This window comes from Enterobacter asburiae, from assembly GCF_024599655.1.
GTDB lineage: Bacteria > Pseudomonadota > Gammaproteobacteria > Enterobacterales > Enterobacteriaceae > Enterobacter > Enterobacter asburiae_D.
Window position 1 is genome coordinate 1,920,129 of record NZ_CP102247.1, and the last position, 13,286, is coordinate 1,933,414.

Consider the following 13,286-nt stretch of genomic DNA (forward strand, 5'->3'; position numbering starts at 1 on the left):
GAAATGGGCGACGGCATGTGTCGCCCTTTGATGCGGTTAGAAGAACGTCTGGACTAGCAGATAGCTCGCCGCGCACGCGCAGCTTACCCCAATCAGCCCCGGCAGAATAAAGCTGTGGTTGATGATAAATTTGCCGATGCGTGTGGTGCCTGAACGGTCAAAGCCGATGCAGGCCAAATCGCTTGGATAGGTCGGCAGGACAAAATAGCCGTATGACGCCGGGAAAAAGGCGATCAGCATTTTCGGGTCGATGCCGAGCATCAGGCCCATAGGCGCAACGGCCGTCAGCGCAGCCGCCTGGCTGTTCACCAGTTTTGACACCAGAAACAGCACAATGGCATACGTCCACGGGTGGCTTTTCACCACGCCTTCCAGCGCCAGCTTCAACTCGTCGAGATGCGCCTGGAAGAAGGTATCGCTCATCCACGCCACGCCGAACACCGAGAAGATCGCCACCATACCGGCCTTGAACACCGCGCCGTTGGAAATCGCCGACGCGTTGACCTTACAGGCCATCAGCATCACGGCGCCCGCAATTAACATCATCATCTGAATGACAAGGTTCATCGACAGCGCCGTCATTTTGCCTTTCAGCTCAAAGGCGGGGCGCAGGTCAGGGAACGCCCCCAGCAAAACGACCACGGCAATACCGGCAAAGAAAATCCACGTGGACCAGTAGGCCTGTTTAGGGAAACGCTGATTCATTAACGTCTCCGTTCCACCGTAGATAAACTCGCGCTGTTTAGGATCTTTCAGCTTTTCCTGAAACTCCATGTCGTCAGCCAGATCTTTACCACGGCGTAAACTCCACAGGGCCGCAATAGCGACGCCGAAAAGCGAAGCGGGAACCGACACCGCAAGAATTTCCAGGATCCCCCACGCGTGGCCGATCCCATGCTGGGCCGCCAGGATGGAGACCAGCGACACCACGGCAACGGAAACGGGGGAGGCTGTAATCGCCATCTGCGACGCGACCGATGCCACGGCCATGGGGCGCTCGGGGCGGATCCCTTTTTTCAGGGCGATATCCGCAATGATGGGGAACATGGTGTAGACCACGTGCCCGGTGCCGCACAGAAAGGTCAGCATCCAGGTGGTGAATGGGGCGAGCAGGGTGATGTGCTGTGGGTGTTTGCGCAGCAGACGTTCAGCAAACTGCATCATGACGTTGAGGCCGCCCGCAGTCTGTAGCGTAGCCGCACAACCAATCACCGCGAGAATGGTCAGCATAACGTCTACCGGCGGCTTACCCGGTTGCAGACCAAAGACAAAACATAAAATAAAAAGACCAATACCGCTGATTAACCCAAGCCCCATACCGCCGAAACGCGTACCCGTCAGCAGGCAGAGGAGAATAACAACAAACTCAATGGTGATCATGATGCTCCCTCGTCAATGATTATGTAACTAAATAAATCATCACACGTTGTGTGGTTAATCATTGGGAGCCAGATCTGATTTGTTAAATTTCAGCAAAAGCAGAAGGTTGGAGATAGGAAGCAGACTTTATCTCGTATGGGACGTAAATCCACATTCAACAGCTATTCAAAGTGTTTTAATAATATTAAAAACTAACAGCGACAGCCCTGGTCCGGCTGTAAATCGCCGAAGCGTTTCCGTAAGGCCGGGTCGAGGCGCAGGGATGCGCCGAGAGGGCGTGGCCTGCAGGGATGCAGGCTCATGCCCGACCCGATAGCCTGAAGGAATAAGCTGAGGGTACCGCGAAGCGGCGATTTACCGCCGGGAGCCCGGGTTGCCAGGGTGGTGGCGATTGAGCCACCCTGGCACGTTCACCGGTCATGTCGTTACAGAGTAGCAAGGAACATAAAGTGAACGGAATGACCACTACAGCCGTATGTTCCCCTCACCCTAACCCTCTCCCCAGAGGGGCGAGGGGATTATTTCGTGCCTTAACCTGCGTAGGAGCAGATTAAAAAACTCAGTGGTGCTGCACCGCCACAATGTCGAGCAGGTGGCGGTCAGTTTGCTCAGGACATAAACCCGCCTGCTGCGCATTATGGATCTCATCCGCCAGCGTCTTCAGCAGCATGCCATCCTGCTGCTGCTCTTTGTCCATATCACGTAAGAATTTGAGCGTCGTAATGTCCTGCTGCGCTTTGGCTTCATCGGCCAGCTTGCTGAGAGTGCTGCAGCGTTGTTCATACTCTTCAAGCGTTTTCTGAAACAGTTCTTCCAGGCAAGAGAAGTTCTCATTGATCCCATCAAGGGCTTTAACGACAGGATTTGCCCCCGCGGCTTTCAGGAAGTTAAAGACACGCATCATATGGGTGACGTTACTTTGCGCCTGAGAGCGAAAGAATGTCGCAGATCCCGTGAGGCTATTCTCGGCACACCACGCGCTTAAGTGAAGGTGCAGATTCGAGGCGTAGAACTCAAGGTTCATCTGCGCGTTAAGTTTTTGCATCATCGTTTGGGTAGCCATACTCATATCCTTATTGACTGTGGGACGTGATGTCCGTTGCTTAACCTGAGGGCCAGGCAAATACGAAGAAAAGAGCAGAAATACACATTCTGCCGTGACCGAAATTCACTTCCTGTGTTCGATATAAATAAGCATACCCTTGTCTATGGTCTAAGAAAACTCTTAATTAGGCTGTGTTTACCATACATTACAAAGTTTAATATAGTACAGAAATGCAATTAGCTCGCCATGAATTGAATCTTGGTTAATGCTCTAATAATTAACGATTTTTATTAAGGTGACACACTGTTACTCTTTCGAAAATATTAAGTTGGAATAATGCTCCGTGAAAATGAGAAATACGGATTAATCGTTTCGAATATATGATGTGCTAATAAAATTGCGTTAAATCAAATTCTGCTGAATAACGTTTTTCCAGGTGCCTGGTGCATTTTTGATGAAAAACATGTTGAACCCCTTTAACGCCAGGTGGCGTTTTGCCCGCTGAGGGGCATCAGGGATATCTTAGCTAATCTTATGGATAATTCTGCTTAACCCACTTTCATTTGTCTGACAAATCCTGCCTTTTTTATGTCATTTTTCGCTGAATTTATGTACGCAATTACTGTAATTCTGCGGTGTGATGGGGCTCTCTTATGGATGATTAATTTCCCGCTAAAACTATCACCAGCAATAACGCTTATGACGAGGTAAGCGCTAATGCCTTGTTTTAAGTCCGATTAAATAAGAAGCACGCACTTATTCCCTACAGAAAAGAATGCTAAAGCTGGAGTTTACCATGCACAAATTTACTAAAGCGCTGGCGGCCATCGGTCTGGCTGCCGTTATGTCACAATCCGCTATCGCTGAGAATTTAAAACTCGGTTTTCTGGTAAAACAGCCCGAAGAGCCCTGGTTCCAGACTGAGTGGAAATTCGCCGATAAAGCCGGGAAAGATTTAGGTTTTGAAGTGATTAAAATCGCCGTGCCTGACGGTGAAAAAACCCTGAACGCCATCGACAGCCTGGCGGCCAGCGGTGCAAAAGGTTTCGTTATCTGTACCCCGGATCCAAAGCTGGGATCGGCAATTGCGGCGAAAGCGCGCGGGTACGATATGAAGGTCATCGCGGTTGACGATCAGTTCGTTAACGCCAAAGGCAAGCCGATGGACACCGTCCCGCTGGTCATGATGGCGGCGACCAAAATCGGCGAACGCCAGGGCCAGGAACTCTATAAAGAGATGCAAAAACGCGGCTGGGATGTCAAAGAGACCGCGGTGATGGCCATCACGGCAGACGAACTGGATACGGCACGCCGTCGTACTACCGGTTCAATGGACGCGCTGAAGGCGGCCGGTTTCCCGGAAAAACAGATCTACAAAGTCCCAACCAAATCTAACGATATCCCGGGCGCTTTCGACGCCGCGAACTCTATGCTGGTCCAGCATCCGGAGGTCAAACACTGGCTGGTGGTCGGCATGAACGACAACACCGTGCTGGGTGGGGTACGCGCGACGGAAGGCCAGGGCTTCAAAGCGCCTGACGTGATCGGGATTGGCATCAACGGCGTTGACGCCGTCAGCGAGCTGTCCAAAGCGCAGGCGACCGGCTTCTACGGCTCTCTGCTGCCAAGTCCGGACGTTCACGGCTACAAATCCAGTGAGATGCTCTACAACTGGGTAACCAAAGGGGCTGAACCGCCGAAATTTACCGAAGTGACCGACGTGGTGCTGATTACCCGCGACAACTTCAAAGAGGAGCTGGCGAAAAAAGGACTGGGCGGTAAGTAATACGCTGTGATTGTGCCCCTCACGCACCGTGAGGGGCCAGACGTACACACTACAGGAATCACGGAGACGTTATGCGACAGTCTGATCCGTATCTCTCTTTTCGCGGCATCGGGAAAACCTTCCCCGGTGTTAACGCGCTGACCGATATCAGCTTCGACTGCTATGCCGGCCAGGTTCACGCCCTGATGGGGGAAAACGGCGCGGGAAAATCCACGCTGTTGAAGATCCTCAGCGGCAACTACGCGCCCACGACCGGCACGCTGGCCATTCGCGGCGAAGAGGTGGCGTTTGCCGATACCACGGCGGCGCTCAATGCCGGGGTGGCGATCATCTACCAGGAGCTGCACCTCATACCTGAGATGACCGTGGCGGAAAACATCTATTTAGGACAGCTCCCGCACAAAGGCGGCGTGGTAAATCGTTCGCTACTTAATTATGAAGCGGGGCTGCAGCTTAAACACCTGGGTCTGGACGTCGATCCCCAGACGCCGCTGAAATATCTCTCCATCGGCCAGTGGCAGATGGTGGAAATTGCCAAAGCGCTGGCGCGTAACGCCAGAATTATTGCCTTCGATGAGCCCACCAGTTCGCTCTCTGCGCGTGAAATCGACAATCTGTTCCGCGTGATCCGCGAACTGCGTCAGGAAGGGCGTACGATTTTGTATGTCTCACACCGCATGGAAGAGATATTTGCCCTGAGCGACGCCATCACCGTCTTTAAAGATGGGCGCTATGTGCGCACCTTTACCGACATGGCGCAGGTTAACCATGACCAGCTGGTTCAGGCGATGGTTGGCCGCGACCTGGGTGATATCTATCACTGGAAACCCCGGGAGTACGGCCCTGAGCGCCTGCGCCTGGACAACGTCAAAGCGCCGGGCGTGCGCACGCCCGTTTCGTTATCCGTACGCAGCGGCGAAATCGTCGGCCTGTTTGGTCTGGTAGGGGCAGGGCGCAGCGAATTGATGAAAGGGCTGTTCGGCGGTACCCGCATTACCGATGGGCAGGTCTCCATTGACGGCGAGCGGGTCGATATCCAGAAACCGGCCCACGCAATCAGGGCGGGGATGATGCTCTGCCCGGAAGATCGTAAAGCAGAGGGGATTATTCCGGTGCATTCGGTACGCGACAACATCAATATTTCCGCCCGCCGCAAGTTTATTCGCGCAGGCTGTCTGATAAACGATGGCTGGGAGTCGAGCAACGCCGACCACCATATTCGCTCGCTGAATATCAAAACGCCGGGTCCGGAACAGCTGATCATGAATCTGTCAGGCGGAAACCAGCAGAAGGCGATTTTAGGCCGCTGGCTGTCAGAAGATATGAAGGTCATTTTGCTGGACGAGCCGACGCGCGGTATCGATGTGGGGGCAAAACACGAGATTTATAACGTGATCTATGAGCTGGCAAAGCGCGGCGTGGCGGTTCTCTTCGCCTCCAGCGATCTGCCGGAGGTGCTTGGCGTGGCCGACCGCATTGTGGTGATGCGTGAAGGCGAAATTGCCGGTGAATTACTTCATGAACAGGCGAATGAACAACAGGCGTTGAACCTCGCCATGCCTAAAGTCAGCCAGGCTGTCGCCTGAGTAAGGAGTTAATGATGTCCTCTGTTACTACATCCGGAGTGCCGAAGTCGAAGTCGGCGCTGAGTTTTGGACGTATCTGGGATCAGTACGGCATGCTGGTGGTCTTTGCCGCACTGTTCCTTGCCTGCGCGATCTTTGTCCCTAATTTTGCCACCTTCATTAATATGAAGGGGCTGGGGCTGGCCATTTCCATGTCCGGGATGGTGGCCTGCGGGATGCTGTTCTGTCTGGCCTCTGGCGATTTTGACCTGTCGGTGGCGTCGGTGATTGCCTGTGCGGGCGTCACGACGGCAGTGGTGATCAACATGACGGAGAGCCTGTGGATTGGCGTTCTGGCCGGTCTGCTGCTCGGCGTCATCAGCGGTCTGGTGAACGGTTTTGTTATCGCCCGCCTGAAGATTAACGCCCTGATCACGACGCTCGCGACGATGCAAATTGTCCGCGGGCTGGCCTACATCATCTCCGACGGTAAAGCCGTGGGCATTGAAGACGAGCGCTTCTTTACGCTGGGTTACGCCAACTGGCTGGGGCTGCCCGCGCCAATCTGGCTGACCGTGGCCTGCCTGATCCTGTTCGGCTTCCTGCTCAACCGGACCACCTTTGGCCGCAATACGCTGGCGATTGGCGGTAACGAAGAGGCCGCTCGCCTGGCCGGGGTGCCGGTGGTGCGAACCAAGATTATTATCTTTGTGCTCTCAGGGCTGGTTTCTGCCGCCGCGGGAATTATTCTGGCCTCGCGTATGACCAGCGGCCAGCCGATGACCTCTATCGGTTACGAGTTGATCGTCATTTCGGCCTGCGTTTTAGGGGGCGTTTCCCTCAAGGGCGGCATCGGAAAAATCTCATATGTGGTGGCCGGTATCCTGATTTTAGGCACTGTAGAGAACGCCATGAACCTGCTGAATATTTCGCCGTTCTCGCAGTACGTCGTGCGTGGTCTGATCCTGCTGGCAGCCGTGATTTTCGACCGTTACAAGCAAAAAGCGAAGCGTACCGTGTAACTCCAGCGCTGTATTTTTATTGCACAACTAATAACCTTAGTTGACCCCTGAACCGCCCCGCCAGTTTTGCTGGCGGGGCGGTTGTCAAATGGCGAGCCCCGTCACACTGTCTATACTTACATGGCTATGAAAGAGGTAAAGGCGTTTACCTCTCGTAAACCGTAAGGAGGATTAGGGTGGCTGACATGTTAACCGCACCGCCTGTACTGCCCGGAAAATATGCTTTCTTTTTTGACCTCGACGGGACACTCGCCGGGATCCAGCCGCATCCTGACGACGTGGTCGTACCGGATACGGTGCTAGAGAATTTGCAGCAGCTCTCCAGACTGAACGAGGGCGCATTGGCATTGATTTCAGGGCGCTCAATGGCCGAGCTGGACGTGCTCGCCAGTCCTTACCACTTTCCGCTAGCCGGTGTACACGGAGCGGAGCGCCGCGATATCCATGATCAACTGCACGTTGTATCACTTCCTGAGACTTTAATTAAGGCGTTACACACTCAACTCTCCTCGGCGCTGGCGTCGCTTCCGGGCACTGAACTGGAAGCGAAGGGCATGGCTTTCGCCTTGCACTATCGCCAGGCACCGCATCACGAGGCGGCAATCTTTGCGATTGCCCGCAGCGTGGCCGATGCACACCCGCAGCTCGCGCTGCAGCCGGGGAAGTGCGTCGTCGAGATAAAACCGGAAGGGATTAATAAAGGTGCTGCTATTGCGGCGTTTATGGCGGAACCGCCATTTAAGGGACGTACACCCGTGTTTTTTGGCGATGACCTGACCGACGAGGCCGGGTTTCGCGTGGTGAATCAGGCCGGAGGGATCGCCGTCAAGGTGGGGCCTGGTGACACCGTTGCCGAATGGCGCCTGGCGGACGTCGCTAGCGTCTGGCAGTGGATATCTGACATCGCTAACCAGCAACAACAACAAATAGCGCAAAGCAAAGGGGGAAACCATTATGGGTCGCTTAGTCGTCGTCTCTAACCGAATCGCACCGCCTGATGATAAAAAAGCCAGTGCGGGTGGCCTGGCGGTAGGGGTGTTAGGTGCCTTAAAAGCCGCTGGCGGGCTGTGGTTTGGCTGGAGTGGGGAAATCAGTGAAGAGGAGAAACCGCTCAAAAAGGTGACGCGCGGAAACATTACGTGGGCTTCATTTGCATTGAAAGAGAAAGACTACGACGAGTATTACTCGCAGTTCTCGAATGCCGTCCTGTGGCCCGCGTTTCACTATCGTCTTGACCTGGTCAAATTCCAGCGTGAATCCTTCGAAGGCTATTCGCGCGTGAATGCGCTGCTGGCGGATAAACTGCTGCCATTAATAGAAGAAGACGATATTTTATGGATCCACGATTATCACCTGTTGCCCTTCGCGCGCGAGCTGAGAAAAAGAGGGGTAAATAACCGCATTGGCTTCTTCCTGCACATCCCGTTCCCGACGCCGGAAATTTTTACCGCGCTGCCGCCGCATGAAGAATTGCTGGAGGCGCTGTGTGATTACGATTTGCTGGGCTTCCAGACCGAAAATGACCGCCTCGCGTTCCTTGACTCCGTGTCAGGTAAAGCGCGGCTGGTGACCAAAGGCGGGAAAACCCATACGGCGTGGGGGAAAACCTTCCACACCGAAGTGTATCCAATAGGGATTGAACCTGACGAAATTGCGGAGCAGGCTTCCGGCCCGCTGCCGCCTAAGCTGGCACAGCTTAAGAATGAACTCAAACACGTGAAAAATATCTTCTCGGTAGAGCGTCTTGATTATTCCAAAGGGCTGCCGGAACGCTTCCTGGCGTATGAAACGCTGCTGGATAAATATCCGCAGCATCACGGTAAAATCCGCTATACCCAGATCGCGCCGACGTCGCGCGGTGAGGTTCAGGCTTATCAGGACATTCGCCACCAGCTGGAGACGGAAGCAGGGCGCATTAATGGCCGCTACGGGCAGTTGGGCTGGACGCCGCTGTTTTACCTGAACCAGCACTTTGACCGTAAGATCCTGATGAAGGTCTTCCGCTATGCGGATGTTGGCCTGGTCACGCCGCTGCGCGACGGGATGAACCTGGTGGCGAAAGAGTATGTGGCGGCCCAGGATCCTGCCGACCCGGGTGTTCTGGTGCTCTCCCAGTTTGCCGGCGCCGCAAATGAGCTCACGTCGGCGCTTATCGTTAACCCTTATGACAGGGACGACGTGGCGAACGCGCTGAATCGCGCCCTGACAATGCCGCTCACGGAACGTCTTTCCCGCCATGCTGACATGATGGAGACGATCCGTAAGAACGACATTAACCACTGGCAGGCACGTTTTATTCAGGATCTCCGGGATATCGCCCCGCAAAGTCATGAAGGCGATCTGCAAAAAAAGATCGCGACCTTCCCTAAACTCGCCTGATTTTCCGCTGGGGGGTTAATTCCCCCCAAGCGGCACTAACAGCACATCGACCTGGCTCGACGCGACAATGGATTTCGCCGCGCAGGCTGCCCGCGATATAAAGCTGTGGTTATGATTCCCGCAAATAACTAAATCAATATCCTGTTTACGACACATGTCGAGAATATGGGCGTTAAGCTCCCCGGTCGCAATAATTGTCTCATAAACCGGATATTGTGCCTTTTCCACCAGTTCACGCAGAAATTGCTGCGTTTCTTCCTGAAGGACCTCTCGAATATCCTCCAGCATGGGGGCAGCCAGCTGATTATACATCTCTGGCTCCGCGGCGAGCGTGATGAGGCTGATGCGGGCATTGTGGGGTCTGGCAATGGAAACTGCCCGCGCGACGAGCTGATGACTTTCGGAGGAAACTGCAACAGAAACAAGAAGATGGGAGTAACTCATGGCGCACTCCTTAGGTGTCTGAAAGACAGCGTATGATCACCTTTACCGCGATTTCCCAGGTTCTGCAAGAGCAGATTACGACATTAGTGTGAAGCTTATCATAATTATTCATTAATTATTCTTATAAGAAGAATAACTGAAAAATGCGCCTAAATGAAAAAAATTAACAACTTAACGTAAATCACACAAATTCACGCTTTCACTGTTAAATCGTTTTGACGCGTTACAAAATCATTTCGAATGATCACGTCCTGAAACATCTTTTTTGTGCTACCTGCATAACTATATGTTTTTTCACGGTAAGAAAAATGTTTCCCGAAGAGGGGATTGTTGTAAATGTTTCCGCGGGGTGCTTACGACGGTAAAAGCACGATACATGCCAGTTCGGATCACCCGTGTGCATGAGTATTCGTCAATTAAGAATACAAAACAGTACTGATTGGTTAAAAAATGAACAAATTACAAGTCATACTGATGGATTTATGGGTCATATTCACTTAAATTGTGTGACGTGGATCACATTTTTTTTAAATTTGAGGGTGGCTGGATTGTATGTGGCAAAACTGACGAGTAGAGTTTGCGTCGAATTAGGAAAAATCTTAGTTATTTGTAAGAAATGATAAATCTTGTAAGAGACGCATTCGCGGTTTCTCTCTTACGGTTTCAGTGAATACAAACCTAAATTCAACTATGCATTTAGCCTTTTCTTTTTTATACCGGGTGATTTCCCGGCGACATCACGGGGTGCGGTCTTTCCGCATAAAAATAATAGTTGGTTATTCGGGATGGGAACAATGCATACATCCGAGTTGCTAAAACATATCTATGACATCAATTTGTCGTATTTACTGCTCGCGCAGCGTTTGATTAGTCAGGACAAGGCGTCCGCGATGTTTCGTCTGGGTATTAACGAAGAGATGGCAACCATGCTGGGCGGTTTAACCCTCCCGCAGATGGTTAAACTGGCTGAAACGAATCAACTGGTTTGCCAGTTCCGTTTCGATGATTCACAGACAATAACGCGTCTGACGCAGGATTCCCGTGTGGACGATCTTCAACAGATCCATACCGGTATTCTTCTCTCCACTCGCTTGCTTAACGAAATCAGCCAGCCTGATGACGCAGCCCGTAAGAAAAGGGCCTAGCAATGAGCGAGAAAAGCATTGTTCAGGAAGCGCGTGACATACAGTTGGCCATGGAGCTGATTACACTGGGTGCTCGTTTACAAATGCTGGAAAGCGAGACTCAGTTGAGCCGTGGCCGTCTCATCAAACTGTACAAAGAGTTACGTGGTAGTCCCCCGCCGAAAGGCATGCTGCCGTTTTCTACCGACTGGTTTATGACGTGGGAGCAGAATATTCACGCTTCCATGTTCTGTAATGCCTGGCAGTATCTTCTCAAAACCGGTTTGTGTAGCGGCGTTGACGCCGTGATCAAAGCGTACAAACTTTACCTTGAACAATGCCCACAGCAGGAAGAAGGTCCTCTGCTGGCGCTGACCCGCGCATGGACGCTGGTGCGTTTTGTTGAGAGCGGAATGCTTGAACTGTCGCGCTGCAACTGCTGCGACGGCAATTTTATTACCCATGCTCATCAGCCTGCAGGCAGCTTCGCCTGTAGTTTATGTCAGCCTCCATCCCGCGCAGTAAAAAGACGTAAACTTTCCCGGGATGCTGCCGATATTATTCCACAACTGCTGGATGAACAGATCGAACAAGCTGTTTAACCCGAACGTGTGGGAAAGATTCCAGCAGCGGTAAGCAATTACCGCTGCTTTTTTTTACCCCGCAAACGGTAAACGCTGCGAGCTGGACGTCCTTGCCATAGTCACTAGCGGAAGGATGATGTCGTGCTTATCTTATTAGGTTACCTGGTAGTTCTCGGTACAGTTTTCGGCGGTTACATGATGACCGGCGGGCACCTTGGAGCACTCTATCAACCGGCTGAACTTATTATCATCGGCGGTGCAGGGGTAGGGGCTTTTATCGTTGGCAACAACGGTAAATCGATCAAGGGCACGCTGAAAGCGATTCCGTTGCTGTTCCGTCGCTCGAAATACACCAAAAGTATGTATATGGATCTGCTGGCACTGCTCTATCGCCTGATGGCGAAGTCGCGTCAGCAGGGCATGTTCTCGCTTGAACGGGATATTGAAAACCCGAAAGAGAGCGAAATTTTTGCCAGCTATCCGCGAATTCTTGCTGACGCCATGATGCTGGATTTCATCGTCGACTATCTGCGGCTCATCATCAGCGGCAACATGAATACCTTCGAAATCGAAGCGCTGATGGACGAAGAGATCGAAACCCACGAAAGCGAATCTGAAGTGCCGGCCAACAGCCTGGCGCTGGTCGGCGACTCGCTTCCGGCATTCGGTATCGTTGCGGCGGTCATGGGGGTGGTTCACGCCCTGGCCTCGGCAGACCGTCCGGCAGCCGAGCTCGGTGCGCTGATTGCCCATGCGATGGTGGGGACTTTCCTCGGTATTTTGCTGGCGTACGGCTTCATCTCTCCGCTGGCAAGCGTTCTGCGCCAGAAGAGCGCGGAAACCACCAAAATGATGCAGTGCGTGAAGATCACGCTGCTTTCTAACCTCAACGGTTACGCGCCACCGATCGCGGTTGAGTTTGGCCGTAAAACGCTTTACTCCAGCGAGCGTCCGTCGTTTATCGAGCTTGAAGAACACGTGCGTGCGGTGAAAAACCCAAACCAACAGACGACAACTGAGGACGCATGAAAAACCAGTCCCATCCGATCGTCATCGTAAAAAAACGCAAGCACAAGGGCGGCGGGCATGGCGCACACGGCTCGTGGAAAATTGCGTACGCCGACTTTATGACCGCAATGATGGCGTTCTTTCTGGTGATGTGGCTGATCTCCATCTCCAGCCCAAAAGAACTGATCCAGATTGCCGAATATTTCCGAACGCCGCTGGCAACGGCGGTGGCCGGTGGGCCGCGTATCTCTAACAGCGAAAGCCCGATCCCGGGCGGCGGCGATGATTACACCCAGCAGAAGGGTGAGGTGAAAAAAGAGCCGAACATCGACGAGCTGAAAAGAAAGATGGAGCAGGCGCGTCTGAAGAAACTGCGTGGCGATCTCGATCAGCTGATTGAGGCGGATCCGAAGCTTCGCGCGCTGCGCCCGCATCTGAAGATCGACCTGGTGCAGGAAGGGCTGCGTATTCAGATTATCGACAGCCAGAACCGCCCCATGTTTAAAACCGGGAGTGCGGAAGTCGAACCGTACATGCGCGACATTCTGCGTGCCATTGCACCGGTGCTGAACGGCATTCCTAACCGAATCAGCCTGTCAGGACACACGGATGATTTCCCGTACGCCAGTGGGGAGAAGGGATACAGCAACTGGGAGCTTTCTGCCGATCGTGCCAACGCCTCGCGTCGCGAGCTGGTGGTAGGTGGGCTTGATGATGGCAAGGTACTGCGCGTAGTCGGCATGGCCGCAACCATGCGCGTTTCCGACCGCGGGCCGGATGATGCCATCAACCGTCGTATCAGTCTTTTAGTGCTGAACCAGCAGGCGGAGCAGGCCATCCTGCATGAAAACGCCGAAAGTCAGAATGAGTCACTGGACGATTTAAAACAGCCTGGGGCCGTTCCTTCGGCTGCCGTTCCAACATCGCCACCAGCCAATCCGAGGTGATA

At 53.1% G+C, this 13,286-nt stretch carries 12 protein-coding genes; 9 read left to right on the forward strand and 3 right to left on the reverse strand.

The window, feature by feature from the left end; genetic code table 11:
- Nucleotides 1–36: 36 nt before the first annotated feature.
- Together NQ230_RS09075 and NQ230_RS09080 are read right to left on the reverse strand one after the other, a co-directional pair.
- Nucleotides 37–1,380 (reverse strand): anaerobic C4-dicarboxylate transporter, encoded by a 1,344-nt coding sequence (locus NQ230_RS09075; RefSeq protein WP_063143674.1) that lies wholly within the window; start codon nucleotides 1,378–1,380, stop codon nucleotides 37–39.
- A 559-nt stretch (nucleotides 1,381–1,939) separates the two neighbouring features.
- Nucleotides 1,940–2,443, reverse strand: a complete 504-nt coding sequence (locus tag NQ230_RS09080; RefSeq protein WP_159514448.1) for a non-heme ferritin-like protein — start codon at nucleotides 2,441–2,443, stop codon at nucleotides 1,940–1,942.
- A gap of 778 nt (nucleotides 2,444–3,221) precedes the next feature.
- Between NQ230_RS09080 and araF the strand changes: the two genes are divergently transcribed.
- The 5 genes from araF (at nucleotide 3,222) to otsA (ending at nucleotide 9,177) form a co-directional block, all read left to right on the forward strand.
- Entirely contained in the window at nucleotides 3,222–4,211 is a 990-nt protein-coding gene (gene araF / locus NQ230_RS09085; protein ID WP_003859687.1) for an arabinose ABC transporter substrate-binding protein AraF, read from the forward strand.
- 71 nt (nucleotides 4,212–4,282) lie between these two features.
- A complete protein-coding gene (gene araG / locus NQ230_RS09090; protein ID WP_121424244.1) occupies nucleotides 4,283–5,797 on the forward strand; it encodes an L-arabinose ABC transporter ATP-binding protein AraG in 1,515 nt (504 codons plus the stop codon).
- Nucleotides 5,798–5,811: 14 nt separating this feature from the next.
- A complete protein-coding gene (araH, locus tag NQ230_RS09095; RefSeq protein WP_023336141.1) occupies nucleotides 5,812–6,798 on the forward strand; it encodes an L-arabinose ABC transporter permease AraH in 987 nt (328 codons plus the stop codon).
- 176 nt (nucleotides 6,799–6,974) lie between these two features.
- Nucleotides 6,975–7,778, forward strand: a complete 804-nt coding sequence (otsB, locus tag NQ230_RS09100) for a trehalose-phosphatase (RefSeq protein WP_159514447.1) — start codon at nucleotides 6,975–6,977, stop codon at nucleotides 7,776–7,778.
- Complete coding sequence (gene otsA / locus NQ230_RS09105; RefSeq protein WP_121424238.1) at nucleotides 7,753–9,177, forward strand: alpha,alpha-trehalose-phosphate synthase; 1,425 nt, start codon at nucleotides 7,753–7,755, stop codon at nucleotides 9,175–9,177. Before otsB ends, otsA begins: the two co-directional genes overlap by 26 nt.
- Before the next feature lie 15 nt (nucleotides 9,178–9,192).
- On the opposite strand, the gene uspC is transcribed toward otsA, so the two are convergent.
- Complete coding sequence (gene uspC / locus NQ230_RS09110; RefSeq protein WP_257260847.1) at nucleotides 9,193–9,621, reverse strand: universal stress protein UspC; 429 nt, start codon at nucleotides 9,619–9,621, stop codon at nucleotides 9,193–9,195.
- 794 nt (nucleotides 9,622–10,415) lie between these two features.
- Between uspC and flhD the strand changes: the two genes are divergently transcribed.
- The 4 genes from flhD to motB all read left to right on the forward strand — a co-directional run bounded on the left by flhD (nucleotide 10,416) and on the right by motB (nucleotide 13,284).
- A complete protein-coding gene (gene flhD / locus NQ230_RS09115; RefSeq protein WP_023336137.1) occupies nucleotides 10,416–10,766 on the forward strand; it encodes a flagellar transcriptional regulator FlhD in 351 nt (116 codons plus the stop codon).
- Between the two features lie 2 nt (nucleotides 10,767–10,768).
- The gene (flhC, locus tag NQ230_RS09120; protein ID WP_013096051.1) at nucleotides 10,769–11,347 is read left to right on the forward strand and encodes a flagellar transcriptional regulator FlhC; all 579 of its coding nucleotides are present in this window, start codon (nucleotides 10,769–10,771) and stop codon (nucleotides 11,345–11,347) included.
- Between the two features lie 123 nt (nucleotides 11,348–11,470).
- A complete protein-coding gene (motA, locus tag NQ230_RS09125) occupies nucleotides 11,471–12,358 on the forward strand; it encodes a flagellar motor stator protein MotA (protein WP_008500417.1) in 888 nt (295 codons plus the stop codon).
- Nucleotides 12,355–13,284 carry a flagellar motor protein MotB gene (motB, locus tag NQ230_RS09130; protein WP_032658606.1) on the forward strand — a complete coding sequence of 310 codons (930 nt, stop codon included), beginning with the start codon at nucleotides 12,355–12,357 and terminating at the stop codon, nucleotides 13,282–13,284. The genes motA and motB overlap by 4 nt, the downstream gene beginning before the upstream one ends.
- The last annotated feature ends 2 nt before the right edge of the window (nucleotides 13,285–13,286 follow it).

Excerpts from the sequence above, each read along its gene's own strand:
- NQ230_RS09075 (WP_063143674.1), bottom strand. The coding sequence starts at position 1,380 with ATGATCACCATTGAGTTTGTTGTTATTCTCCTCTGCCTGCTGACGGGT.
- NQ230_RS09080 (WP_159514448.1), bottom strand. The coding sequence starts at position 2,443 with ATGGCTACCCAAACGATGATGCAAAAACTTAACGCGCAGATGAACCTT.
- araF (WP_003859687.1), top strand. The coding sequence starts at position 3,222 with ATGCACAAATTTACTAAAGCGCTGGCGGCCATCGGTCTGGCTGCCGTT.
- araG (WP_121424244.1), top strand. The coding sequence starts at position 4,283 with ATGCGACAGTCTGATCCGTATCTCTCTTTTCGCGGCATCGGGAAAACC.
- araH (WP_023336141.1), top strand. The coding sequence starts at position 5,812 with ATGTCCTCTGTTACTACATCCGGAGTGCCGAAGTCGAAGTCGGCGCTG.
- otsA (WP_121424238.1), top strand. The coding sequence starts at position 7,753 with ATGGGTCGCTTAGTCGTCGTCTCTAACCGAATCGCACCGCCTGATGAT.
- uspC (WP_257260847.1), bottom strand. The coding sequence starts at position 9,621 with ATGAGTTACTCCCATCTTCTTGTTTCTGTTGCAGTTTCCTCCGAAAGT.
- flhD (WP_023336137.1), top strand. The coding sequence starts at position 10,416 with ATGCATACATCCGAGTTGCTAAAACATATCTATGACATCAATTTGTCG.
- flhC (WP_013096051.1), top strand. The coding sequence starts at position 10,769 with ATGAGCGAGAAAAGCATTGTTCAGGAAGCGCGTGACATACAGTTGGCC.
- motB (WP_032658606.1), top strand. The coding sequence starts at position 12,355 with ATGAAAAACCAGTCCCATCCGATCGTCATCGTAAAAAAACGCAAGCAC.